Here is a 23,231-nt window from a genome sequence, read left to right as displayed (position 1 = left end):
GTGAATCTGAAATAAATTCAGCATGACGGATTCGCTTTTTTTTAAAATGAAGTTTAAACAGGTTCTAATAATTCTTCAATTTTTTCTTGGATACTTTTTGAATCAATTTTTAATAAAAATTGCAATTCTTCCACCGTTCCGTGGTCAATAAAGTTATCAGGAATCCCTAAAATATCAATACTTCCTTTGTAGTTTTTTTCAGATGCATATTCTAAAATAGCAGAGCCAAAACCACCTTTTACTGTACCATCTTCTAGCGTGATTATTTTATCAAAATTAGTAAAAATAGTTTCTAATAATTTTTTATCCAAAGGTTTTACAAAACGCATATCATAATGCGCTACACTATTGCTATTTTCTAGTTGATTTATAGCGTCAGAAATAGTATTTGCTATTATTCCTACGGATAATATGGCTATTTTATTCCCTTGCTTTAAACAAACACCTTTTCCTATTTGAATTTCTTCAAAAGGAAGTTGCCAATTTTCTAAGTTCCCAAAACCTCTCGGATACCGAATTGCAATCGGATTTTTTAAGCCTAATTGTGCCGTAAACATGATATTTCGAAGTTCGATTTCGTTACGAGGTGCAAAAATTATCATATTTGGAATTAAGCGTAAATACGCTAAATCGAAAACTCCGTGATGCGTTGCACCATCTTGCCCAACCAAACCAGCTCTGTCGATACAAAAAATAACAGGTAAATTTTGCAAGGCAACATCATGAATTATTTGATCGTAAGAACGCTGTAAAAAAGTAGAATAAATGGCACAAAATGGAATAATTCCTTGAGTTGCCATTCCTGCAGCCAAAGTAACGGCATGCTGTTCGGCAATACCGACATCAAAAGTACGTTCAGGAAATTCGGCTAACATTTCATTTAAAGAACTTCCTGAAAGCATTGCAGGTGTAATGGCTACAATTTTTTTATTTTGATGCGCCAATTCAATTAATGTCTTCCCAAAAACATCTTGAAACTTGGTGAATTTACTTTGTTTTTTTGGCAATACATCGCCTGAAATTTTATCAAATTTACCAGGAGCATGATATTTTACTTGGTCTTGTTCAGCCTGAAGTAATCCTTTTCCTTTGGTGGTAATTACGTGTAAAAATTTAGGTCCTTTAACTTCTTTTAAACGGTTTAATTCTGATAAAAGTTCTTCAAAATTATGCCCATCAATAGGACCTGAATATTCAAAATTTAAGGCTTCAAAAATATTGTGTTGCTCAATACTTAATCTGCTGTCTTTTATCCGAGTTAAATATCCTTTTAAAGCTCCAACCGAAGGATCAATTCCAATGGCATTATCATTTAAAATTACTAATAAATTAGCATCCGTATCGCCTGCATGATTTAACGCTTCAAAAGCCATTCCGCTCGCAATAGAAGCATCGCCAATAATAGCAATATGATGTTTTTCACTTCCTTGTATTTTAGAAGCAATTGCCATTCCTAAAGCCGCTGAAATAGAAGTAGAAGAGTGCCCAACGCCAAAAGTATCGTAATTACTTTCGCTACGTTTTGGAAAACCTGAAATACCGCCTAATTGTCGATTGGTATGAAAAACATCTTTCCTGCCAGTTAAAATTTTATGCCCGTAGGCCTGATGTCCAACATCCCAAACTAATTGGTCGGTTGGTGTGTCAAATACATAATGCAAGGCAATTGTGAGTTCAACAACGCCTAAACTTGCGCCTAAATGACCTTCTTTTGTAGCGACAATATCAATAATAAATTCGCGCAATTCTTTTGCTAATAATGGCAGTTTATCAGCAGATAATTTCCTTATATCCGAAGGAAAATTAATATTTTTTAACAGCTTTTTTGGCATAGCGCAAATGTACTATAAAAACTTTGTTGTAGCTTTGCTGTATGAGCAAATTGTATTTGGTACCAACTCCCATCGGGAATTTAGAAGATATTACTTTAAGAGCACTTAGAATTTTAAAAGAAGTCGATTTTATTTTGGCAGAAGACACGCGTACTAGTGGAAAATTGTTAAAACATTTTGAAATTGGAACACAAATGTATAGCCATCATATGCATAACGAACACAAATCTGTTGATGGTGTTTTAAATCGATTAAAAAATGGAGAAACTTGTGCTTTAATTTCTGATGCTGGAACTCCAGCTATTTCTGATCCTGGGTTTTTATTAACAAGAGCTTGTGTACAACAAAATATTGAGGTAGAATGTTTGCCTGGTGCAACTGCTTTTGTACCTGCTTTAGTAAATTCTGGTTTACCAAATGATAAATTTGTTTTCGAAGGATTTTTACCTGTCAAAAAAGGAAGACAAACCCGTTTAACGCTTTTATCCGAAGAAAATAGAACCATGATTTTTTATGAAAGTCCTCATAAATTATTAAAAACATTAGCTCATTTTGGCGAATATTTTGGACAAGACAGACAGATATCAGTTTCTAGAGAATTGACAAAATTATTCGAAGAAACCAAACGAGGAACAGTAGCAGAAGTGTTATCGTATTATACCGCAAAACCTGCTAAAGGAGAAATTGTAATTGTAGTTGCGGGAAAATAATTCTTATAAAAAATAATATTCTTAGCGCTCATAAAATTTAAAATCTAACAAATCATTTGCTTACTATTGCTTATTTTTGTAGTTCTAACTTATACAATACATGGCTATATTTCATAAATTAAATATTGAAAAAATCATCAAAGAAACTGCCGATGCTGTTTCTATATTATTTACAATTCCTGATGAATTAAAAGAAGTTTATACTTTTATCGCAGGACAATATATTACTATTAAAGCAACGTTAAACGGTCAGGAAGTTCGAAGAGCGTATTCTATCTGTGCTTCTCCGAATAGTCATCAACTAAAAGTAGCGGTGAAAGCAGTGGAAAAAGGAATTTTTTCAACCTATGCAACTACGGATTTAACAGAAAACACCATTTTAGAAGTTTCTGAACCAGAAGGGAAATTTATTTTAGAGCCAACAGCGGATAAAAATTATCTTGGATTTGCGGCGGGTAGTGGAATTACGCCTATTTTATCGATGATAAAATCCGTATTGGAAAATGAACCAACAGCTACTTTTACCTTAATTTTTGGAAATAAAAGACCAGAAAGTACTATCTTTTATCAGGAATTAAATGCGTTATCTCAAAGATATTCAGGGAAATTTAATTTGCATTATATCTTTAGTAAAGAAGTTGTAAATGATACTAAATTTGGTCGAATAGACACAAGTTATGTTAATTATTTTATCAAAAATATTCACAAAGCGATTTCTTTTGATGCAACCTATATCTGTGGTCCTGAGGAAATGATTAATTTAGTTTCTGACACGTTACTAGAAAATGGTTTTGCTAAAGATAGCATTCATTTTGAACTATTTACAGCAAGTAGTGTCGAACAAGAAATTCCTGTGGCTTCTTCTGATGGAAAATCAGAAATTACGGTGTTGTTAGATGATGAAGAAACGACTTTTTTAATGGATAAAACCGATACGCTTTTAGCGGCATCTTTGCGCAATAAATTAGATGCGCCATATTCATGTCAAGGCGGTGTTTGTAGTAGTTGTATTGCAAAAGTAACCCAGGGAAAAGCGGTGATGTCTAAAAATTCTATTTTATCAGATGCTGAATTAGAAGAAGGTTTTGTATTAACTTGTGTGGCGCATCCTTGTACGCCAAAAGTAGTGCTTGATTTTGATGATATTTAAGAGCTATTATCTAGCTTGAATTAAAAAGAAATAATGGATTTTTACGATTTAAAAAACGCCTTTTTAGTAGGCGTTTTTATGGCCTTTATGATTGGGCCTGTATTTTTTATGCTCTTAAAAACAAGTATTTTAAAAGGAGCTAGAGCTGCCATTGCTTTTGATGTAGGTGTTATTTTAGGAGATATTTCTTTTATGTTAATTGCTTATTTTGGAAGTAGAAGTTTATTGATAAAAATAAAAGACGACCCTCGTTTATTTCTTATCGGAGGTTTTGTACTTGTTATTTATGGTTTGATTACATTTTTTGATAAAAAAAATAAAAAAGAAAATCAAGTGCCAGAAGTAACGTTATCTGCAACGAATAATTACCTAAAATTATTGATAAAAGGCTTTTTTTTAAATTTTATAAATATCGGAGTATTGGCTTTTTGGCTAGGATTGATAGTCGTCATAGGTCCTACGTATGATATGAATCCGAAGTATTTATTTTGGTATTTTGCTACCGTTATTTTAGGCTATGCACTTACCGATTTGGCGAAAATACTACTTGCAAAACAATTAAAAAACAAACTTACAGCGCTGGTTATTTATAGAATAAAGCGAGGAATGGGTGTTTTATTAATTGTTTTTGGAGCTGCATTGATGTTAAAAAGTTTTATTCCTAAAGATAAAATAGATAACTTATTGAATATCTTAATTGCTTAAATTTTTTAATTAAAAACCAATAATCATTTTAGCGATTCCGAAGTAAATTAAAATCCCAAAAATATCATTACTAGTGGTAATAAAAGGACCGGTAGCAATGGCAGGGTCAATACCTCGTTTATCTAAAAATAAAGGAATAAAAGTTCCTATTAAACCTGCGACAATTATCACCACAAAAAGTGATATCGAAATAGCACTTGCAATTTTAATGTCTTGTTCTGATATAAAAATGAATAAAAACAGTAAAAAAGCTAACGCCAAACCATTAACCATGGCTAAGGAAACTTCTTTTAATAATCTATCGGTAATACTTCCTTTTACATCATCATTGGCAATACCTTGTACTATAATTGCTGATGATTGTACGCCTACATTCCCCGCCATCGCAGCGATTAAAGGCGTAAACATAAATAAAATGGCATTATCAACCATGGCATCTTCAAAAAATCCCATAATACTTGCGGCACCAACGCCTCCTAATAATCCGAGGAAAAGCCAAGGCAAACGTGCACGTGTTAGCTCCCAAATAGTATCATCAGCCTCTACATCTTGGGTAATCCCTGCAGCTAATTGATAATCTTTATCAGCCTCTTCTTTCATCACATCAACAATATCATCGATGGTAATTCGTCCTACTAAAACACCTAATTCATCTACAACAGGGATTGCTTCCAAATCATATTTTCGCATAATATTGGCAACATCTTCGGCTTTATCTGTAACGTTTACAAAATCTACTTTTGGAATATATACTTCCGAAATTTTTGTTTTTGTTGCGGCAATTAATAAATCTTTTAACGATAAGCGTCCTTTTAATTTACCAGCATCATCAATTACATATATAGAATGTACTCTTGTAATTTCTGCAGCTTGAATACGCATTTCTTTTTCACAACGGGTAATTGTCCAATTTTCATTAACTTTTACGAGTTCTTTTGCCATCAAACCACCTGCAGAATCTTCATCATAACGTAATAGTTCTACAATTTCTTTAGCGTGTTCTTGGTCTTCAATTTCTTGCATTACTGCTTGCTTCCTTTTGTCAGGAAGTTCAGAAATTACATCGGCAGCATCATCGGTATCAAGTTCATCAATTTCTTCCGCAATTTCTTTGGCGGTTAATTGTTCTAATATTTTTTCACGAACATCATTACCAACATCCATCAGTACTTCTGATGTTGTTTCACTATCTAATAAACGGATAATATAAACGGATTCTTCAAAGGGTAATTCATCTAATATTTCGGCAATATCAGCGTGATGAATTTCATTAAACAAGGCATTAAGTGCGTTGTTATTTTTATTTTCGATGTATTTTGTTACATTTTCGAGTAGTTCTTGAGTAATTTCAAATGCCATTTTTTGCTATTTTACTCGATAATCGAGATTTAAATATTTATAATATCTGATTATCTGATTTGTCTTTTGCTATTTTATCGGTCAATTCAATAAATTTTTGTACTGATAATTGTTCAGGACGCATGGTAAAAATAGGATCTTGTTTTAAAGCATCAGAAATATTGAATGATTTTAAGCTAGAGCGCAACATTTTTCTTCGTTGATTAAAGGCTGTTTTTACGACTCTAAAAAATAATTTTTCATCAACAGGTAGGCTATAATCTTTTTTTCTGGTTAATCGAATAACACCCGAATCTACTTTTGGCGGTGGATTAAAAACAGTAGGAGGTACGGTAAATAAGTATTCTACATCGAAGAAAGCCTGTGTTAAAACAGACATAATTCCATATACTTTACTTCCTTGTTTTTCGGCAATTCTTTTGGCGACTTCTTTTTGAAACATTCCTGCAAATTCAGGAACAAAATCTCTATATTCAATGGCTTTGAATACAATTTGCGTAGAAATATTATATGGAAAGTTACCGATAATAGCGACTTGTTTTTCTTTAAAAACGTCTTTTAAGTTTTTCTTTAAAAAATCGCCTTCAATTATTTCAAATTTTTTGCTAGTCGTATCTAATTTAATATGTTCTAACGGAAAAGTATCTTTTAAATAGGCAACCGAATCATAATCGATTTCCATTACCGTCGTTTTCGTTTCTCTTTCTAATAAATATTTGGTTAAAACACCCATTCCAGGACCAATTTCTAATATATTATCGTAGTCTTTTCCAATTAATGCATCGGCTATTTTTTTAGCGATATCTTCATCGGTTAAGAAATGTTGTCCTAGATGTTTTTTTGCTCTTACTGTCATATTTTTTAGTTATTAGCTATCGTAGGAAAAAATTCATTAATTACTTGTAATTCGGTACGAAATGCTAATACTTTATCGGCAAATTGATTAAAACTAGCGGTTCTAAGTCTGTCTGCATGAGTATCGTAATATGCGTCTAAATCTTCTCGAGTTTTGGCGGTATATTGAATAGCATAGGTTGTTCCTCCCATTTCTTCTTCGACTAAAACCTGAGTTAATTTGGCGCTTAAAAAGTGTCCTGTTGCTAAAACTTCAGGAATATGATTTTTTATCCAAACAACCCATTGTTCGTGTACACTTTCATCAATATTTATGGTTACGTTATATATATACATTATTATTGTTGTAATTATTACAATTGCTATAATTAATTTTTTTAAGATTATTTTCAGCAATTTATGGTTGTTTTCAAGTTAAATTTGAGTTTTTCTCAGTTCTCTAAAATATTTTCTGGCATCAACTACATAGATGCTAGAAGCGTGGTCAAAAATAATCTTTTGATAGTATTTTTTTGCCTTTTCAGGGCTATTTAATTTTGTTCGATATAATTCTGCCATTTGAAAATATACGGCATCAATATAAATTCCATTTTTATCGAGTGTTATTATTTTGTTATAATTTGCAATTGCTTGTTGATATTTTTCTTGTTTTGTTAAAATATTGGCTAATTTAAACAACGCTTCATCTTCAATAGGTTGTCCTTTATATTTTATGATTAGTGTTTTTAAAAGTGTAATTGCTTGTTTATTTTTATTTTGAAAAGCGAATAAATCGGCTTTTGCATATTCTTTTAAGCCACTAGAAATGCTATCTTTAGGTTGATTATCAGAAATTGTTAGAAATAAGTTAGCTGCATCATTGGCAATTAATTGTGTTGCGGAACCTTTCAAAACTTTTAGTTGTGCTTTTGCCCATTTGAAATCATTTTTAAAGTAGGAAGTTTGAGCAACTTTAAACTGAGCTTGTTGTCCTATGGGATGATTTTTAAAATTAATTTGTACTTGAGAGAAGTAAATTAAGGCGTTATTGAAGCTGCCAAGATATACTAAAACGTCTGCTATTTTTAGGGTGATTATTGCTTTTGTAAATTTAGAATTGGCAAAAGTTTTGGCTTTTTCTAAGATTAGGAGTGCTTTTTCGGGATTATTTTGGGTAAAAGTTAGATAATCGGCAAAGGTTATTTGAATATCGATTGTATTTTTATTGATACCATATTTTTTGAAAATTGTTCGAAATTGTTCGTTAATATTCTCGTGTTTATTTTCGGATTTATTTTGATGTTTTATTTTGATTGCTATTTTCAAATTATTATTGATAGCATTGAATTTATCGCTTGTATTATTGGATTTTTCAATGATGATATCAAAACATTTTTGAGCAGTTTGATAAGCGTTATTTTGCAGGGCAATTTCTCCTAATTCATTTATTTTGGGTAAATAATTTGAATCTCTAGCGAGTAATGCTTTTTGTTGCACGAGTGCTTTTTCGTATTGTTTTTGTTTTATAAATAGCCAAGATAATAGGTCGTTCCAGCTATTTTTAGGCTTGCTGATTGCTTTTCGGAGTAAGGCTTTTTTGAATAAAATATTCGTATTATTTTCAGGATTTTCGGTAATATATTTACTGGTATATCGTTTTACGTTGTTTAGATATTGGTCATTTTTATCGACTAAATCAACATAGGAATCGAACATTTTACTAAACTCTCCTTTTTCGCCATAAATTTGAGCAAGTTGAAATCCGTAATTGGCTTTCGGATTTTTTTCCATTATTTTTTGATACGTTAAAATAGCCAAATCTAGTTTATTATATTCTTTAAAAAGACGTGCGATTGTTGTTGGGTAGTGTCCTTTTTTTGTTAATGATTTTAGGGCGATTTGATATTGATTATTGGCTAATTTTATTTTTTTTTGACGTTCAAAATTGTATCCTTTTATGATGGATATATAGGTTAATCTTGGTTTTTCTTTTAGGATTTTCGTTAGCTTATTTTCGGCAATTTGATATTGGTTTGTTTCTTGATAACAGGTTATTAATTTTTTGAGATAATTGGTATTATAGGGATTTTTATCGTGTAGTTTTTGATAAAAAGGAATTGCTTTTTGATAGTCATTATTTCTGAAATAATTTTCAGCAATCATAAAATCATTTTGTTGTGCATAGGAATTTGCATTACAAAATAGACTAAAAATCAGTATATTAATTAGTAGTGTTATATTTTTCATCAATCAAAAATACTGTATAAATATTATTTTTTCGAGTATAGTTTCTTAATAATCAAAAAAAAATCCGAAGTAAAATTTACTTCGGATTTTTTTGTTATGGGAAAATTTTATAAATATCATTTCGTTTTACAAAACGCACAATTGATATTTCATTTTCATTATAGTAAATTCCTAAGCGATAATCGCCAATTCGTATTCTGTAAGCATCTGGATGACCAGAGAGTTTTTTTACACTAGAAATTTTTAATAAATCATCAACATCTTCAAGTTTTATAAAAACTTCGGATAAATTTTTTAATAATTTTTTGTCTTTTATTTTTTTCAAATCTTTTTTTAAACTTTCTAGATAAATAACGTTCATTTTATTCTAACATTTTAAAGATGTCTTCTCTAGGAACTATTTTAGTTCTATCTGCTTGTTGCATTAAAAGTAAAAGACCTAAATCTTCTTTTTGCTCATTAGTTAAACCATCTAATTGTTCTTTTTCTTTGTTTTGGACAAACAATTCAATAGCTTTTTCCATCAAAGCTTTTACACTTAATCCTTCAAAAGCAGATAATACTTTCAGTTTTACAAGAATTGTATCATCGATTTCTATTAATTTTTTCATAGTGAGATGTTTTGTATATACAAAATATGATAGATGCAAATATATATTATATATATTATATATCAAAAAAAATCCGAAGTAAAATTTACTTCGGATTTTTTTATAGAAATATTAAAAAAAATGTATTAATATCCAATTTTTCCACGCACTCTTTGTAATACTTCATCGGCTACTTTGCGGGCTTTTTCTGCACCAACGGCTAGTGCTTCATCAATTTCATTTCTATTTTCCATGTAATGATTGTATTTTGCACGAGCGTCTGAAAATTTATCAATAATAAGTTCATACAAGGCTTGTTTTGCGTGTCCGTATCCGTAATTTCCACCTTCATAATTGGCACGCATTTCAGCAATTTGAGCATCCGAAGCTAATAAACTATAAATAGCAAATACGTTATCGGTATCAGGATTTTTAACTTCTTCAAGAGCTTTGCTATCGGTTTGAATTGCCATTATTTGCTTGCGTAATTTTTTATCTGGCAAGAAAATATTGATAAAATTATCTCTTGATTTACTCATTTTCTCACCATCAGTTCCAGGAACTAGTTTGGTGTTTTCACTGGTTTTTCCTTGTGGTAACACGAAAGTTTCACCAATAACATTGTTTACTCTATTGGCAACATCTCGAGTCATTTCTAGGTGTTGTAATTGGTCTTTTCCCACGGGAACAATTTGGGCATCGTATAATAAAATATCGGCGGCCATCAGCATTGGATAGGTAAATAAACCACTATTTACATCGGCTAAACGGTCGGCTTTATCTTTAAAACCGTGTGCTAATGTTAAACGTTGATACGGAAAATAACAACTTAAATACCAGCTTAATTCTGCTACTTGCGGGATATCACTTTGGCGATAAAAAACAGTTTTATTGATGTCAATTCCACAGGCAAGCCAAGTTGCTGCTACACTATAGGTGTTTTCTCTTAATTCGTTTCCGTCTTTAATTTGAGTTAACGAGTGCATATCAGCGATAAAAATAAACGATTCATTTTTAGCGTCATTTGCCATTTCGATAGCGGGTAAAATGGCACCTAATAAGTTTCCTAAGTGTGGAGTTCCAGTACTTTGTACTCCTGTTAAAATTCTTGACATATATCTGTTTTGAAAAATTATAATAATAATCGTTGCAATTATTATCAGTACTTGTATGATAGCAAAAATACATTTTAAATTTATCAAAAGAAAGAAATTAGTACATTCGCATTTATGAAATATATACTTTTTCCTTTTCGATTAATCTGGCGAATTTGGTTTTATTTTTTGATGATTTTATCGGTATTTATGATGACACCTTTTGTGTTATTTCTGTTATCGGATGAAAAAAAGTATGGTTCTTTTTGGAAATTGATGCGAGTTTGGTCATTTTTTTTAATTTACGCCATGGGTTTTAGGCTTAAATTTGATAGACAAGAAGTTTTAAATCCTGAAGAAAGTTATGTTTTTATAGCCAATCACAGTTCTTTATTAGATCCTTGGATATTGATTGCTTCGAGTAAAAACCCGATTTTATTTGTCGGGAAGAAAGAGTTATCAAAAGTGCCATTATTTGGTTTTTTCTATAAAAAAGCCGTAATTATGGTCGATAGAAATGATCCAAAAAGTCGAAGAGAAGTCTATACACAAATTAAAAAACGTTTGGATACAGGTTTGAGTATCGCTATTTTTCCTGAAGGATTAGTGCCATCGGAAGAGGTGATTTTAGCGCCTTTTAAAAATGGTGCATTTAGTTTATCGATACAATATAATATGCCGATTGTGCCACAAGTTTATTTTGATGCAAAACGTTTATTTTCTTGGGATATTTTTAAAGGATATCCTGGTGTTTTTCGTGTAAAACAATTACCATTTATAGCAACTTCAGATTTGGTTCCGAAAGATAAAAAAGCCTTAAATAAGCAAGCTTTTGAGCTATTATATAAGGAATTATCAAACGATAACTTGTATATGAAGGACACGAATCGTTTAAAAAAGAGCTAAAAAATGACTTCAAAAATATCGCCTATTTACAGTGCGAAAGAGGAAAAATTAAATGTATTAACGCATGGTTTTGGTTTATTATTGGCAATAATTGCCTTTCCTTTTTTGATATTAAAATCAGTTGTATATCAAGATTTTTGGCAGGTCGTTAGTTTTGGGATATATGGTTTTAGTTTGTTGATTTTATATACAGCATCTACTTTTTATCATGCGTCTAAAAACGCAACAATCCGCCGAAGGCTAAATATTTTCGATCATGCTTCAATTTATGTGTTAATTGCAGGAAGTTATACGCCATTTTGCTTGGTTATTTTGCCCGAAAAAACAGGTTGGTATTTGTTTATTTTTGTGTGGTTATTTGCGTTGCTAGGTGTTGTTTTGAAACTTTTTTTTACAGGAAAATATGATAAATTATCAACAATATTGTATTTAATAATGGGCTGGCAAGTACTTTTTTTAATCAAACCGTTGATGGATAATTTAGCATCAGAGGGTTTATTTTTTTTAATTGCAGGCGGTATTTTTTATACGATTGGTGCTGTTTTATATTCGATTAAAAAAGTGCCTTATAATCATGCTATTTTCCATGTTTTTGTACTTTTAGGAAGCTTTAGTCATTTTTGGGCAATTTTTAAATATGTGTAATTTCACCAATTACAAAAAGGCATTTTACTTAAATTCGAATTGTAATATTTCACAATTCCTGTAACTTCTTTTCCGAGCCAATCAGGTTTTTCAAAGGCTTCATTTTCTTCGGATAATTCTATTTCTGCAACGACTAAACCTTTATTATCGCCTAAAAAATCATCAATTTCATAAGTATGATTATTTGATTTTACTAAATAACGATACTTTTCAATACTCCCTTTTTCGCATAACTTCAATAAATTTTGGGCTTCTTGTAACGGAATTTCTTTTTCCCATTCAAAACGAGTAGTGCCACTTTTATTTGATGCGCCTTTGATGGTTAAAAAACCGCTATCATCCTTAATGCGAACTCGTACGACACGTTCTTTTTGAGAGTTTAAAAAACCTTGTTTTATATAGTTTTTTTGATGTGCTTCTTGTTTGTAGGCATCAGAAATTACTAAGAATTTACGTTCTATTTCAAAAGTCATATTTAAAATTTATAAGAAGTTATTTCAAGTTTTAACGAATGTATCATTTTTGTAGTTATTATTAAATATCTTTGAGTTTTTTTATCAAAATTATTAAAAAATTAAGCAGTAAATTTTTAAAATAAATGGCATTAATTACAACAAAAGCAATTGTTTTGAGTGCTATAAAATATGGCGATACCAGTTTAATTGTAAGCTGTTTTACCTTGGAAGAAGGCATTGCTTCTTATATGATTCGTGGTGTTTTAACATCGAGAAAAGGTGCGCTTAAAAAAGCGTATTTTCAGCCTTTAACACAGTTACAAATTGTGGCAAATCATCGTCAAAAAAACAGTAAAAATGCCTTAAATTCGATAAAAGAAGCCCAAGTAATCTATGCGTATCAAGATATTTATACATCGATTGTAAAACAATCAATTGTACTTTTTTTATCAGAAATATTGTCAAAAGTTATACGAGAAGAACAAAAAAATGACGTTTTATATCAGTATCTCGAAACGGCGTTAATTTGGTTGGATACACACGATAAAATAGCTAATTTTCACTTAGTTTTTTTGTTGAATTTATCAAAGTTTTTAGGTTTTTATCCTGATGTTTCTCAAAGCAATAAACCTGCATTTAATTTAGAAGAAGGACGGTTTACAGAGGCTCAATATGAAAAATTAATCCTTACAGGAAGTGAATTACTGCTTTTTAAAAAGCTATTGGGCATAAATTTTGATGCAATTAATACGCTTTCTTATGATAAAAAGGAACGAAAAAGTATTCTTGGTATTATAATTCGATATTTTGAATTGCATGTAGCAGGATTCAAAGAGCCAAAATCATTAGTTATTTTAGAAACCGTTTTTAGTTGATTTATGAAGCCAATTATAGTCTTATTTTTTTTATTTACAAGCCTTGTTCTTTTTTCGCAAAAGCTTACATTAATTGATGCTAAAACAGGCAAAGCAATTGATGGCGTTGCTGTATATAATAAAAATAAAACAAAATCGGCGATTAGTTCTGTTGCTGGTTTTGTGAATATTTCGGAGTTTAAAAAAGAGGAAATTTTGATTTTTTCACACGTTTCTTATGCCGATTTTCAAGAAAAAAAAGCCGTATTAAAAAAGAATAACTATCAAGTTTACTTATCAAAACATACGGAACAATTAGATGAAATTATTGTTTCAGTATTTAAAAATAAAGAAAAAACAAACAGAATTGCCGAACAAATTGCGGTTGTTTCCTTACAAGATATTCAAAAGATATCACCTCAAACCTCCGCTGATTTATTAGCAAATATCGCAGGAATTAAAGTACAGAAATCACAATTTGGAGGCGGAAGTCCTGTACTTAGAGGGATGGAAAGTAATCGTGTTTTATTAGTGGTCGATGGCGTTCGTATGAATAATGCGATTTACAGAAAAGGACATTTGCAAAATTCCATTACCGTAAATCCAAATTTATTGGAACGAACAGAAGTTGTTTTTGGTCCTTCTTCAGTTATTTATGGATCAGATGCCTTGGGAGGTGTTATTCATTATTATACGAAAACGCCAAAACTATTTAAAGTATCGAATCAAAATAAAAACGAAAATAAAAGCAAAAATAAAAGCAAAAATAGTTCTAAAAAAAGCACTATAAAAGCAAGTCATTTTTTGCGATACAGTTCGGTAAATAATGAAGTAACAAATTCAATAACTGCCGAATTACAATTTGAAAAATGGGCATCGCTTACCAATATTTCACATAGCAATTTTGAGGATTTAAAAATGGGAAAAAACCGTACGCACGGTTTCGATAATTGGGGAAAAGTTTTTTTTTATTCCGATAATTTAAACGGAAATTACACGGAAAATCCGAAGAAAAACACCAATGTAAATTTACAAAAAAATACAGGATTTCATCAAACAGATTTTTTGCAGAAATTCTTTGTACCATTATCAAAAAATACCGATTTTAAATTGAATATTCAATATTCTACCTCTTCCGATATTCCTAGATTTGATAAATTAACAGCACTAAAAGATGGCCGTTTAAAATTTGCAGAATGGTATTATACACCGCAAAATAGGTTCTTAATTTCATCAGAAGTAAACATCAATCCGAAGAAAAAATGGCTTGAAAAAGGAACCATTATTTTAGCGTATCAAAATATTGAAGAAAGTCGTATCCAACGAAAATTTGGAAGTTTAAAACGCTCGTATAAACACGAAAATGTAAACGTTTTTAGCATAAATACCGATTTTACTGTTCCACTAGCAAAAAAACGAGATTTAGCCTACGGTTTTGAACTTACGTATAATGATGTAAATTCCAAAGCTTATGGAAAAATACTAAAAATTAACAATACCAATAATTCTGAAATTAGAAATAATAGTATCGGTTTTGAAGATGATTTTATCGTGCAATCTCGCTATCCTGATGGCGGAAGTAATTATTTTAGTTCGGCAATGTATTTAGATTATCGCCAAGATATTTCACGTAATTCTACCTTAAATACAGGAATTCGATGCACCAATACCCAATTAAATGCTCATTGGAAAAATCAAGAATTTATAAAATTACCAAGCAATGATATTCATTTAGAAAATACCGCCGTAACCGCAACCGCTGGATATGTCTATAAACCTGCTGAAAATTGGCAATTAAATACGGTGTTCTCTTCAGGATTTCGCTCGCCAAATATTGATGATGTTGGAAAAGTTAGAGAAAAAAATGGTGAAGTTACTGTGCCAAATATCCACTTAAAACCAGAACACGCCTATAATGCAGAACTTGGCGCTCAAAAATATTTCAATCATAAAAAATTCCGAATCGGAGCAAATATATATTACACTTTATTAAATAATTATATTTACAGAGAAGCGTTTATTTTAGGTGAAAAAGATAAAATTTTATATCAAGAAGAACTCACAAATATCGTGGCAAATGTGAATAAAGGAAATGCCTATATTACTGGCGGAACGCTTAGTTATCAAGGACAAATATCCGAAAATTGGAAAACTTTAGGAACGATAACTTATACCAAAGGAAGGGCTTATGATACCAATTTACCATTATCATCAATTCCGCCATTATTTGGTCGTTTTGAATTGAATTATTTTAATGAAAAATTCGAATCTGGAGCAAATTTGATCTTTAATGCTAAAAAAGATATTTCAAAATATAATATAGAAGAAGGGATTGATAATCAGCAACAAACACCAGTTGTAAATCAAGATATAACAAAAGATATTGATAGCTATTATGGTTCGCCAAGTTGGGTAACGCTTGGTTTATATGCTAAATATATCGTAAATTCGAATGTTACCATACAAACACAATGTAGTAATTTATTAGATGCACATTATAAAGAATTTGCTTCAGGAATTTCAGCTTCTGGACGTAATATTTCAGTATCTTTAGTAACTAATTTTTAAATTTAGATACATGATTAATATTTTTAAAATTGTAAGTTTATTAGAAGGAATATCTTACATATTATTGCTTTTTATAGCTGTTCCGATTAAATATTTACAAGGCGATGCAAGCTATGTGAAAATGCTAGGAATGCCTCACGGATTGTTGTTTGTAGCCTACATAATTTTAGCGATTATGTTAAAACCAGAACAGCAATGGAACACGAAAACCTTCGGAATAGTTTGTGTATTATCGTTGTTACCTTTCGGAACTTTCTTTGTTGGAAAATATTTAAAAGCGTAATTTTAACAGCTTTTTTATTGAAATTTTTTATTGAAATTTTTATCAAAATGAAAACACTCGAAAATAAATAATTACCTGTTTTTGAGTGTTTTGTGCTTTTTTTTAACGATTAGCCACCGCTAACAGGTGGGATAATAGCGATAATATCATTTTCTTTAATCGTATCATTTTCTTGTGCATATCGCTCGTTAATGGCAACGGCGTAGGCACTTATATTGGCTAATTCAGGATATTGTGTTGTTAGTAATTTTTTAAAAGAAGTAACGGTACAATTTTCGGGAAGCGTTAGCTCTAAAGAGGATTTTTTGATTAAATCGGTAGCAATACCGAAACATAATACGGTTATTTTCATCAGAATTTATTAAATATATTGATTATTTTGAAGTTTTAAAATTACAATTTAATTCCGAAAACAATACTATTTTCACGTTTTCCATTAAAAATCGCATGTGCAAAATCGATTCGTAAAAACCGCCATTTTCCAAAACCGATATTATCCAAACCAATAGCCAATTCCGAATATGGTTTCTGATTGGCTGTAAGCAATCTTTTGGCACTTCCAACCAAGTGAAAATTTAGTTGATTTAACAATGGAATTTTACTCAAAATAGCGCCTTTAAAATTATATTCACTATGAAATTCAGCATATTTATCATTTGTACTTAATTGATAATAGGGCAAATTATAAAAGTTGTTTACATAGTTTTTTTTAGGAGCAATGAGCAAGCGATTTCCATTAAAATGGGCATAATCCATAAATGGAATGTCTTTTTTCTTAAAAAATAGTCCGCCTTTTATTCGATATTTAAATACGCCCCAATTGTTTAAATTTATTTTTTGACTAATTTCTGAATACATCATTTGTGAATTCCAACGAGCTTTATTTGCACCAAAATTTTTATGATATCCAACAGTTAAAGACGGATATTTATGAGTTTTGATATTGTGTTTTTTTGTAGGATAGGATACATATTTTTGACCAAAATTAACGGTGCTACTTACTCGAAATAACCACATATTATGAGGTGTAAATGAGCTTGTAAAATTGGTTGGTTCTTGCGGATTATTCGATGTGTAAATTTCATCTTTATTCGGAAACAGTACATAATCAGTGTTGTTAAACAGTGGTTTCCTATCGGCATATTCTAAGGATGAACCCAACTCGATACCATTTACAGGTTCTTGGGAAAAAGCAATTTTAGCAAATTTTTTCTCATAAATTTTGATGTAATTATTTTTAAAAAAGATAGAACTTCCTGTATTTGCTAGTCGTAAAATGGGTTTGTTATCGTTAAATTGAGCGGTTGTTGTTCCGCCAGAAATTGTTAGTATTGGTTTGTCAATATTGTTCCATTTATAGGAAAAATTAGCAACAGCAGTTATTCTTTTATCAGCAAAACCGTAATTTATTTTTGTATTTGTACTTAATTTTTGTCCTTTTTCGTCGAGATCTTTTGAAAAATTGATTCCAATAAAAGAATTCCAGCCTTGAACCGTATTGAATCTTAAATATTTTATAGGTGATGAAAAACGGAGTTTCCATTTTTCGTGTGTATTATTGTGTGAATATCCAGTAATGATGTTAAAAGCTTTAAACAGATTCTTTTTTTTATCGATGGAATCGGTATATTTCTTTGAACTTCGGATAATTTTCAAACTATCTTTGAGTTTGTAATCGGCAATTTCTTCGGATGTTAAACGTACGGGACGATTTTTTTTCCAATATGTGCTATCTTTTTGAGTGGCATTTTCATCAAAAGATAAAATTTCATTGCTAAAATATTGTTTGTCAAAATTAGGTTTAAAATCATAGTTGGAGTAGGTTGCTGAAAACCGTCCATTAAAATGAAAGCCAAAAATTCCTGCTTTAAAATCGATAATTTGACTACTAGGCATCCACGCATCATTTTTTTGTGAATACTCTTGTTTTAATCGTAATGATTTTACAATTGGCATACTTATTTGAGCGCCTGTAACTGTTACATCGATTTTATAAATTGCCCAACTATGTGCTACAATATAGATATATCCGCTAAAAACAGGGTCATTTTTTCGTTTAGGAAGTAGTTTTATTTTGCTTATTAAAGTTCCTTTTTCATCATAAAAAGTACCAGCTAGTTTGTAGTGATAATAATTAAAAGCATTGTTTGCGATGGGTGAAATTAATAGAGCATCGCCAAATTTAACGGCATTTTTATACAAATTGATATTCACTTCTTTTGCCTGATTAAAGCTAATACCGTTATCGGTTCCCGAAACTTTAGAGGCAAGAATATATTCTTTAAATCTTTCAGGTTTCTTTTGATAGGCAATTGTAGAAATTGTTTCAGAAAGATAGACAATTCCACTTCTTGTGGTGTCTAATCCTCCGCCCATATCGTCAATTTCTTTTCCTAAAAATTTTTTGGGAAGATTCTTAACTTTAAATAATCCACGAGAATAGAAATCGGCGGTGTATTCTGCAAATTTATCGGTATTTTTCTTTTTAGAAGCGATGGCTTTTTTAATAATTATATTGGCAGTATTTACTTTAGAAGCGATTAAAACCTCTTCTAAAACTTCATCTGCAATAACTTCTTTGTCTATAATTTGAGCGAAAGAATTGAAGCAGTTTATTGACAATATCAAAAAGAATACGATACTTTTTTTATTCATAATTTATTGAATACACCTGTTTTTATTTGTCGTAACAAATTATTTTTCGTCTTCTTTTTTCTTTTTCTTACCAAATAATCCGCCTAAAACATCGGTTACTTTTTTTACAGTTTCTGTAGTTTTTTCTGTTTTGGTCGTGTTTGTTTTAGTGGAATCTGTTTTTTTAGTTCCCAGTAGATTCCCGATAGTATTTACGGTTGATTTGACAGTGTTATTTACTGAATTTGTAGCTTGATTTGTAGTTTTATTTCCTGATATTTTCCCAAGTGCTTTGTTAATTAAATTTTCTTTTTGTTGTTCTATTAATTTTTGACTTAAATTTTTTACCGAAGAAGCCATATCTGTTTTTACCGAAGGGTTTTTCATATTTCCTGTAATATTTGCGGTAATTGGTATGGTCATATTTTGATCTTTTTCGCTTAGTTTGGCAAGTAAACCTTGAGTTTCGCTTCCTAAATATTTGGCGGGCACATTTAAGGTGATGTTATAATTCATATTTTGGTCAAAACTATGACTTCCGCCTACATTAATGTCAATATCGTTATATTTTAATTGAAAAGGTTTTACAACAACTTGTCCTTTTTCAAAAGATACTTGTGTTTTAAGGTCTTTTAAGTTTAGTTTATTCATATCAATAAATGAAATTTTATTACTTAAAAGGCTTAACGCTTTTGTTTTTTCTGGATTAATTTTAGTGTTTAATAATTCTGCCAATGCTTTTCCTGATAAGGATGCTAAATCGGGTGTAAAATCATTATTTAAAACTCCTGATAAATTAATGGTTGAATTTAAGTTTCCTGTCATCGCTCCTGCAATCGGGCTGATAGCTTTAAGTAATTCCAATCCGTTAAAAGATTCGGCTATATCAAAAGATTTGATGCCTAAATCCATATTAAAAGAAGGTGTTTTTTCCTGCGTGTTTACAGTTCCGTTAAAAGAAATATTTCCTTTAAATAGTTGTGCATTTACATCTTGCAAGGTTGCTTTTTGATTTTTTATCAATAAGATTCCTGTTACTTTTTTCAGGGTTAAATTATCGTAATAAACGGTATTTGCGTTGGCTAAAATTTTACAATCTAAGAATGCGGGAATTTTTAAGGAAGCCGTTGTTGTTTCTTGATTTTTATCTTGTTCTTTTTTTGAATTTTCAGTAGCAGTTTCTTGCATAAAATCATTCAGATAAAAAGCGTTGGAATTTAGCTTAAAATTTCCTTGTAAATTTTTATCAGCAAGAACAAATCCTACTAAATTTTGAAGTTCTCCAGTAGCCTTGATATCACTTTTTCCTGTGGTTGCATCAAAGTTTTCTAGGGTAACGACTGTAGGTGTAAAATTAATTTTCGTACTTTTTATATGGATTGGGTGTATCATTTCATCCGAAGAAAATACAAGATTATCTACTTCAATATGCCCATTATTTTTAATGCGATTTACCACATTATTTTGAATGGCATTTACATCGAATTGGGTATGTAAATCGGCTTTTAAAATTCCTTGTAATTCATTTTCTAAGCTAACAGGATACGCTTTATGAAGGTTTGCTAAGTTTAAAGTTCCTTTTAATTTAGCGTCAATTTTTGGGTTTTTGGTGATGTTATAAGCAGTTCCACTACCAGAAAAAATATCTTCATCAATTTTAAAAGAAAGTCCGTTGATTGTTATAAAAGTATCATCTATCATTCCAGAAGTATTTTTCAAGCGCATATCCATGGTAATATTGCGCACACTTTTAGGTAAATCAGGATATTTAAAAGAAGCATTTTCGGCTTTTACGGAAATATCTAAAAGCGGAATTTTAGTATCGGTTACGAGTCCTTTTACAGTTCCTGATATGCTAAAGTTTCCTGATGTTTTTACATTTTCGATACTTTTTGTATAGCTTTTAGGGACTAATCCTAAAAAGTTTTTAAAATCGGAAGAAGGCGTTTTAAAGCTTAAAGCTACTTCTTGATTTTTTTCATTTAATTGTACATATCCGTCAAAAATTAAGGGCAATTCATTTAGTTTGGCTTCATTTTTTAAAAATGAAAATTTACTATTAACTAAGTCTATTTTTAACAGGGCGTCTAAGGCTATTTTTTGATTTTTCGCATAAGAATTTCCATCCATTTCAAATGAAATATTCGTAGTTGTTTGCGTGTTTAATTCCGAAATAGCTTCTGAAAAATCACCTTTACCATGATGATTAAAATCTGTTAATATAAGTTTTAGCTTGCTTTTTTTATCATGATATTTTATCAATGTATTTTTGATAGCATAGGAATTAATCGCAAGTCCAAAATTGCTTGTTGCTTGATTTTCTTGATTATTTATTTCGGTGTTTTCTGGCGTATTTTTTGTTGGTTTTGCAATATCATAATTGGCAATTCCTGCTTGATTGACCAGAACATTAACCGTTGCATCTTCAATAGAAAAAGATTGAATAGTCAGTTTTTCTGTTGCTTTTTTTAATAATTCGGTAAGTTTTAAGTCCAAATTAATTTCTTTGGCAAATAATAAGGTATCGCCATCAAAAGGTTCTTTATTGATGATAGAAACATTAGAGAGTCGCACTGATGCGTTTGGAAAATCTCGAAACAAACTAAGATCTGCTTCTGAAAAATTTAACTGTGCCGTGATGTTATTATTTACTGTTTTTTTAACTAATGTGATAATTTTATCTTGAAATAAAAAGGGTATTGAAATTAATAAAATTAACAAAGCAATAAATATGGTTATCAGTATTTTATATATATTTTTCATGGATAAAAAATTTAAAAGCATCGATTTGTAGAAGATACAAAGTTCCGAAATTATTTGTTAAGAAAAAGATAATAAATGAAACTAAAAAAAATACTGTTTTAATAAAAAAAAAGCTATCTAAATTTATGAATTTAGATAGCTTTTTTATTTTCGGATAATTTTAAGTTTAAAAACGATTAGTTTTTAGAAAAAAACCATTTTAATCCTTTTTTAGGTTTTTCTTCGGCTGCTACTTTTTCTATTTTTTGATTTTTCATAGATTCATCTGTAAATAAATCTACGACAAAATCGTCATAACTTTTACCGATTTCTTCTTTTAAATAGGCATCGAAATATAATTTACTCGCAGGTTCACCTTTTATTTTTTCTATTTCTAGAAGTGTTTTATAAAGTGGTGCTATTTTTTCGACAACACTATTTGGTAAGGATTTTCTACGACCAGTATAACCAACTACATTTCCTTTTTCATCTTTATCGATGGTGAAATCAGTAATTACCCAGTAATATCTACCTGTTCTGGTTAGGTTTTTAACAATGGCATGAAAGTTCTTTTTTCCTTTTAAGTTTTCCCATAATACTTTGAAAATAATTTTAGGCATATCCGGGTGCCTAATAATATTATGAGGTTCGCCAATCAATTCAATTTTATTGTATTCAGAAACTGCTTCAAAAGCATCATTCATGTACAAAATAGTTCCAGAAGCATCTGTTTTACTAATAATTGTTTGTGTTTTGTCCCATTTTATTTCTTCATTAATAATTTGCTGGGGGCGAAGTGGGTTTTTTATCATTTGTTTTTTTTATCTTTAACACCGCAAAATTATAACATTTACTTAACACTGCAATGTTAAATCAATTAAATATTTGTATAACGCAGAAAAACTGCTTATGTTTTAAGTAAGCAGTTTCCTATAGTATTCGTGTTATTATGAGCTAGTTAGTTCCTCTGTTTAGATGAAATCACCAAAGAAAAACCAATTTAAGCCCTTTTTAAGTTTACTTTCGTATTCAGGCTCTATTTCTTTTATTTCAGCTATCTTTTTTAGCTTTTCTTCATTTAAAGATTCTTCTTTGAATAAATCTACGACAAATTCGTCGTAACTTTTACCAACTTCTTCTTTTAAGTAGGCTTCAAAATAGAGTTCACTTGCTTTTTCACCTTTTAGTTTTTCAATATCTAATAATATCTGATATAAAGGTTCGATTTTTTTAACAACACTAGGCGGTACTGATTTTCTTCGTGCAGTGTATCCCGTAACATTTCCAGCATCATCTTTATCAATGGTGAAATCAGTAATAACCCAATAATATCTACCTGTTTTTGTTAAGTTCTTTACAATGGCATGATAGTTCTGTTCTTGCTTCAAGGCATCCCATAAGGCCTTAAAAGCAACTTTAGGCATATCTGGGTGTCTGATAATATTATGAGGCTCACCAATTAATTCAATAGCACTATATTCACAGGCATCTGTAAATACACTATTGGCGTAAAGAATTGTTCCTGCAGTATCAGTTTTACTAACAATTGTTTGGGTTTTATCCCATTTTACTTCTTCGTCAATTATTTGCCTAGGGGAGGTATCCATATTCTATATTATTTGT

The 23,231-nt window shown here is 30.4% G+C and carries 22 protein-coding genes; 8 read left to right on the top strand and 14 right to left on the bottom strand.

What is annotated here, in order from left to right:
* Positions 1-53 precede the first annotated feature (53 nt).
* Positions 54-1,832, bottom strand: coding sequence for a 1-deoxy-D-xylulose-5-phosphate synthase (dxs, locus tag L0U77_RS02560; protein ID WP_233900687.1), 1,779 nt, complete (start codon positions 1,830-1,832; stop codon positions 54-56).
* A gap of 41 nt (positions 1,833-1,873) precedes the next feature.
* On the opposite strand from dxs, the gene rsmI reads away from it, so the two are divergent.
* The 3 genes from rsmI to L0U77_RS02545 all read left to right on the top strand — a co-directional run bounded on the left by rsmI (position 1,874) and on the right by L0U77_RS02545 (position 4,397).
* Complete coding sequence (gene rsmI, locus L0U77_RS02555; RefSeq protein ID WP_101918594.1) at positions 1,874-2,542, top strand: 16S rRNA (cytidine(1402)-2'-O)-methyltransferase; 669 nt, start codon at positions 1,874-1,876, stop codon at positions 2,540-2,542.
* 100 nt (positions 2,543-2,642) lie between these two features.
* Positions 2,643-3,692, top strand: a complete 1,050-nt coding sequence (locus L0U77_RS02550) for a ferredoxin--NADP reductase (protein ID WP_233861550.1) — start codon at positions 2,643-2,645, stop codon at positions 3,690-3,692.
* Between the two features lie 33 nt (positions 3,693-3,725).
* The gene (locus tag L0U77_RS02545; RefSeq protein WP_233883316.1) at positions 3,726-4,397 is read left to right on the top strand and encodes a LysE family translocator; all 672 of its coding nucleotides are present in this window, start codon (positions 3,726-3,728) and stop codon (positions 4,395-4,397) included.
* A gap of 9 nt (positions 4,398-4,406) precedes the next feature.
* Here the strand turns inward: L0U77_RS02545 and mgtE are convergent, their stop codons facing one another.
* The 7 genes from mgtE to trpS form a co-directional block, all read right to left on the bottom strand.
* Positions 4,407-5,756: a magnesium transporter gene (gene mgtE / locus L0U77_RS02540; RefSeq protein WP_233883318.1), complete on the bottom strand. Its 1,350-nt coding sequence runs from the start codon at positions 5,754-5,756 to the stop codon at positions 4,407-4,409.
* Between the two features lie 37 nt (positions 5,757-5,793).
* The gene (gene rsmA / locus L0U77_RS02535) at positions 5,794-6,612 is read right to left on the bottom strand and encodes a 16S rRNA (adenine(1518)-N(6)/adenine(1519)-N(6))-dimethyltransferase RsmA (RefSeq protein WP_233883324.1); all 819 of its coding nucleotides are present in this window, start codon (positions 6,610-6,612) and stop codon (positions 5,794-5,796) included.
* A 5-nt stretch (positions 6,613-6,617) separates the two neighbouring features.
* Entirely contained in the window at positions 6,618-6,947 is a 330-nt protein-coding gene (locus tag L0U77_RS02530) for a DUF4286 family protein (protein ID WP_193699972.1), read from the bottom strand.
* Positions 6,948-7,025: 78 nt separating this feature from the next.
* Positions 7,026-8,837 carry a tetratricopeptide repeat protein gene (locus L0U77_RS02525; RefSeq protein WP_233897644.1) on the bottom strand — a complete coding sequence of 604 codons (1,812 nt, stop codon included), beginning with the start codon at positions 8,835-8,837 and terminating at the stop codon, positions 7,026-7,028.
* A gap of 94 nt (positions 8,838-8,931) precedes the next feature.
* Entirely contained in the window at positions 8,932-9,198 is a 267-nt protein-coding gene (locus L0U77_RS02520; RefSeq protein WP_101918601.1) for a type II toxin-antitoxin system RelE family toxin, read from the bottom strand.
* Position 9,199: 1 nt separating this feature from the next.
* A complete protein-coding gene (locus tag L0U77_RS02515) occupies positions 9,200-9,448 on the bottom strand; it encodes a hypothetical protein (RefSeq protein WP_101918602.1) in 249 nt (82 codons plus the stop codon).
* A gap of 125 nt (positions 9,449-9,573) precedes the next feature.
* Positions 9,574-10,542, bottom strand: coding sequence for a tryptophan--tRNA ligase (gene trpS / locus L0U77_RS02510; RefSeq protein ID WP_233861538.1), 969 nt, complete (start codon positions 10,540-10,542; stop codon positions 9,574-9,576).
* A 114-nt stretch (positions 10,543-10,656) separates the two neighbouring features.
* Between trpS and L0U77_RS02505 the strand changes: the two genes are divergently transcribed.
* Both L0U77_RS02505 and trhA read left to right on the top strand, forming a co-directional pair.
* Positions 10,657-11,427 carry a lysophospholipid acyltransferase family protein gene (locus tag L0U77_RS02505; protein ID WP_233883326.1) on the top strand — a complete coding sequence of 257 codons (771 nt, stop codon included), beginning with the start codon at positions 10,657-10,659 and terminating at the stop codon, positions 11,425-11,427.
* A gap of 3 nt (positions 11,428-11,430) precedes the next feature.
* The gene (trhA, locus tag L0U77_RS02500) at positions 11,431-12,072 is read left to right on the top strand and encodes a PAQR family membrane homeostasis protein TrhA (RefSeq protein WP_233897645.1); all 642 of its coding nucleotides are present in this window, start codon (positions 11,431-11,433) and stop codon (positions 12,070-12,072) included.
* A gap of 2 nt (positions 12,073-12,074) precedes the next feature.
* Here the strand turns inward: trhA and L0U77_RS02495 are convergent, their stop codons facing one another.
* The gene (locus L0U77_RS02495) at positions 12,075-12,545 is read right to left on the bottom strand and encodes a CYTH domain-containing protein (RefSeq protein WP_233883330.1); all 471 of its coding nucleotides are present in this window, start codon (positions 12,543-12,545) and stop codon (positions 12,075-12,077) included.
* A 125-nt stretch (positions 12,546-12,670) separates the two neighbouring features.
* Between L0U77_RS02495 and recO the strand changes: the two genes are divergently transcribed.
* Genes recO through L0U77_RS02480 form a run of 3 tightly spaced genes read left to right on the top strand, consistent with a single transcriptional unit; the run spans position 12,671 to position 16,232 of the window.
* Positions 12,671-13,402, top strand: coding sequence for a DNA repair protein RecO (recO, locus tag L0U77_RS02490; protein ID WP_233900686.1), 732 nt, complete (start codon positions 12,671-12,673; stop codon positions 13,400-13,402).
* A gap of 3 nt (positions 13,403-13,405) precedes the next feature.
* Positions 13,406-15,949 (top strand): TonB-dependent receptor, encoded by a 2,544-nt coding sequence (locus L0U77_RS02485; RefSeq protein WP_233897647.1) that lies wholly within the window; start codon positions 13,406-13,408, stop codon positions 15,947-15,949.
* A 10-nt stretch (positions 15,950-15,959) separates the two neighbouring features.
* Complete coding sequence (locus L0U77_RS02480) at positions 15,960-16,232, top strand: DUF3817 domain-containing protein (RefSeq protein ID WP_101918608.1); 273 nt, start codon at positions 15,960-15,962, stop codon at positions 16,230-16,232.
* A gap of 109 nt (positions 16,233-16,341) precedes the next feature.
* Here L0U77_RS02480 and L0U77_RS02475 read toward each other — a convergent pair whose 3' ends face one another.
* The 5 genes from L0U77_RS02475 to L0U77_RS02455 form a co-directional block, all read right to left on the bottom strand.
* Positions 16,342-16,584 carry a MoaD/ThiS family protein gene (locus L0U77_RS02475; RefSeq protein WP_233897648.1) on the bottom strand — a complete coding sequence of 81 codons (243 nt, stop codon included), beginning with the start codon at positions 16,582-16,584 and terminating at the stop codon, positions 16,342-16,344.
* Between the two features lie 41 nt (positions 16,585-16,625).
* A complete protein-coding gene (locus L0U77_RS02470) occupies positions 16,626-18,887 on the bottom strand; it encodes a DUF5686 family protein (protein WP_233897649.1) in 2,262 nt (753 codons plus the stop codon).
* A gap of 39 nt (positions 18,888-18,926) precedes the next feature.
* Positions 18,927-21,629 carry an AsmA-like C-terminal region-containing protein gene (locus L0U77_RS02465; protein WP_233900685.1) on the bottom strand — a complete coding sequence of 901 codons (2,703 nt, stop codon included), beginning with the start codon at positions 21,627-21,629 and terminating at the stop codon, positions 18,927-18,929.
* A gap of 176 nt (positions 21,630-21,805) precedes the next feature.
* The gene (locus tag L0U77_RS02460; RefSeq protein WP_233861513.1) at positions 21,806-22,420 is read right to left on the bottom strand and encodes a PAS domain-containing protein; all 615 of its coding nucleotides are present in this window, start codon (positions 22,418-22,420) and stop codon (positions 21,806-21,808) included.
* 159 nt (positions 22,421-22,579) lie between these two features.
* Complete coding sequence (locus tag L0U77_RS02455; RefSeq protein ID WP_101918613.1) at positions 22,580-23,215, bottom strand: PAS domain-containing protein; 636 nt, start codon at positions 23,213-23,215, stop codon at positions 22,580-22,582.
* Positions 23,216-23,231 lie beyond the last annotated feature (16 nt).

It is taken from the genome of Tenacibaculum piscium, from assembly GCF_021390715.1.
Taxonomy (GTDB): Bacteria; Bacteroidota; Bacteroidia; order Flavobacteriales; family Flavobacteriaceae; genus Polaribacter; species Polaribacter piscius.
Note: the sequence above shows the minus strand (reverse complement) of the source record. Positions and strands in the feature narration are given on the sequence as shown.

Bases quoted from the DNA above. Each gene is read 5' to 3' on its own strand.
- L0U77_RS02530 (WP_193699972.1), bottom strand. From the start codon at position 6,947: ATGTATATATATAACGTAACCATAAATATTGATGAAAGTGTACACGAA.
- L0U77_RS02475 (WP_233897648.1), bottom strand. From the start codon at position 16,584: ATGAAAATAACCGTATTATGTTTCGGTATTGCTACCGATTTAATCAAA.
- mgtE (WP_233883318.1), bottom strand. From the start codon at position 5,756: ATGGCATTTGAAATTACTCAAGAACTACTCGAAAATGTAACAAAATAC.
- trpS (WP_233861538.1), bottom strand. From the start codon at position 10,542: ATGTCAAGAATTTTAACAGGAGTACAAAGTACTGGAACTCCACACTTA.
- L0U77_RS02505 (WP_233883326.1), top strand. From the start codon at position 10,657: ATGAAATATATACTTTTTCCTTTTCGATTAATCTGGCGAATTTGGTTT.
- L0U77_RS02480 (WP_101918608.1), top strand. From the start codon at position 15,960: ATGATTAATATTTTTAAAATTGTAAGTTTATTAGAAGGAATATCTTAC.
- L0U77_RS02495 (WP_233883330.1), bottom strand. From the start codon at position 12,545: ATGACTTTTGAAATAGAACGTAAATTCTTAGTAATTTCTGATGCCTAC.
- dxs (WP_233900687.1), bottom strand. From the start codon at position 1,832: ATGCCAAAAAAGCTGTTAAAAAATATTAATTTTCCTTCGGATATAAGG.
- recO (WP_233900686.1), top strand. From the start codon at position 12,671: ATGGCATTAATTACAACAAAAGCAATTGTTTTGAGTGCTATAAAATAT.
- trhA (WP_233897645.1), top strand. From the start codon at position 11,431: ATGACTTCAAAAATATCGCCTATTTACAGTGCGAAAGAGGAAAAATTA.
- L0U77_RS02465 (WP_233900685.1), bottom strand. From the start codon at position 21,629: ATGAAAAATATATATAAAATACTGATAACCATATTTATTGCTTTGTTA.
- rsmI (WP_101918594.1), top strand. From the start codon at position 1,874: ATGAGCAAATTGTATTTGGTACCAACTCCCATCGGGAATTTAGAAGAT.
- L0U77_RS02520 (WP_101918601.1), bottom strand. From the start codon at position 9,198: ATGAACGTTATTTATCTAGAAAGTTTAAAAAAAGATTTGAAAAAAATA.
- L0U77_RS02550 (WP_233861550.1), top strand. From the start codon at position 2,643: ATGGCTATATTTCATAAATTAAATATTGAAAAAATCATCAAAGAAACT.
- L0U77_RS02485 (WP_233897647.1), top strand. From the start codon at position 13,406: ATGAAGCCAATTATAGTCTTATTTTTTTTATTTACAAGCCTTGTTCTT.
- rsmA (WP_233883324.1), bottom strand. From the start codon at position 6,612: ATGACAGTAAGAGCAAAAAAACATCTAGGACAACATTTCTTAACCGAT.
- L0U77_RS02470 (WP_233897649.1), bottom strand. From the start codon at position 18,887: ATGAATAAAAAAAGTATCGTATTCTTTTTGATATTGTCAATAAACTGC.
- L0U77_RS02460 (WP_233861513.1), bottom strand. From the start codon at position 22,420: ATGATAAAAAACCCACTTCGCCCCCAGCAAATTATTAATGAAGAAATA.
- L0U77_RS02515 (WP_101918602.1), bottom strand. From the start codon at position 9,448: ATGAAAAAATTAATAGAAATCGATGATACAATTCTTGTAAAACTGAAA.
- L0U77_RS02525 (WP_233897644.1), bottom strand. From the start codon at position 8,837: ATGAAAAATATAACACTACTAATTAATATACTGATTTTTAGTCTATTT.
- L0U77_RS02545 (WP_233883316.1), top strand. From the start codon at position 3,726: ATGGATTTTTACGATTTAAAAAACGCCTTTTTAGTAGGCGTTTTTATG.
- L0U77_RS02455 (WP_101918613.1), bottom strand. From the start codon at position 23,215: ATGGATACCTCCCCTAGGCAAATAATTGACGAAGAAGTAAAATGGGAT.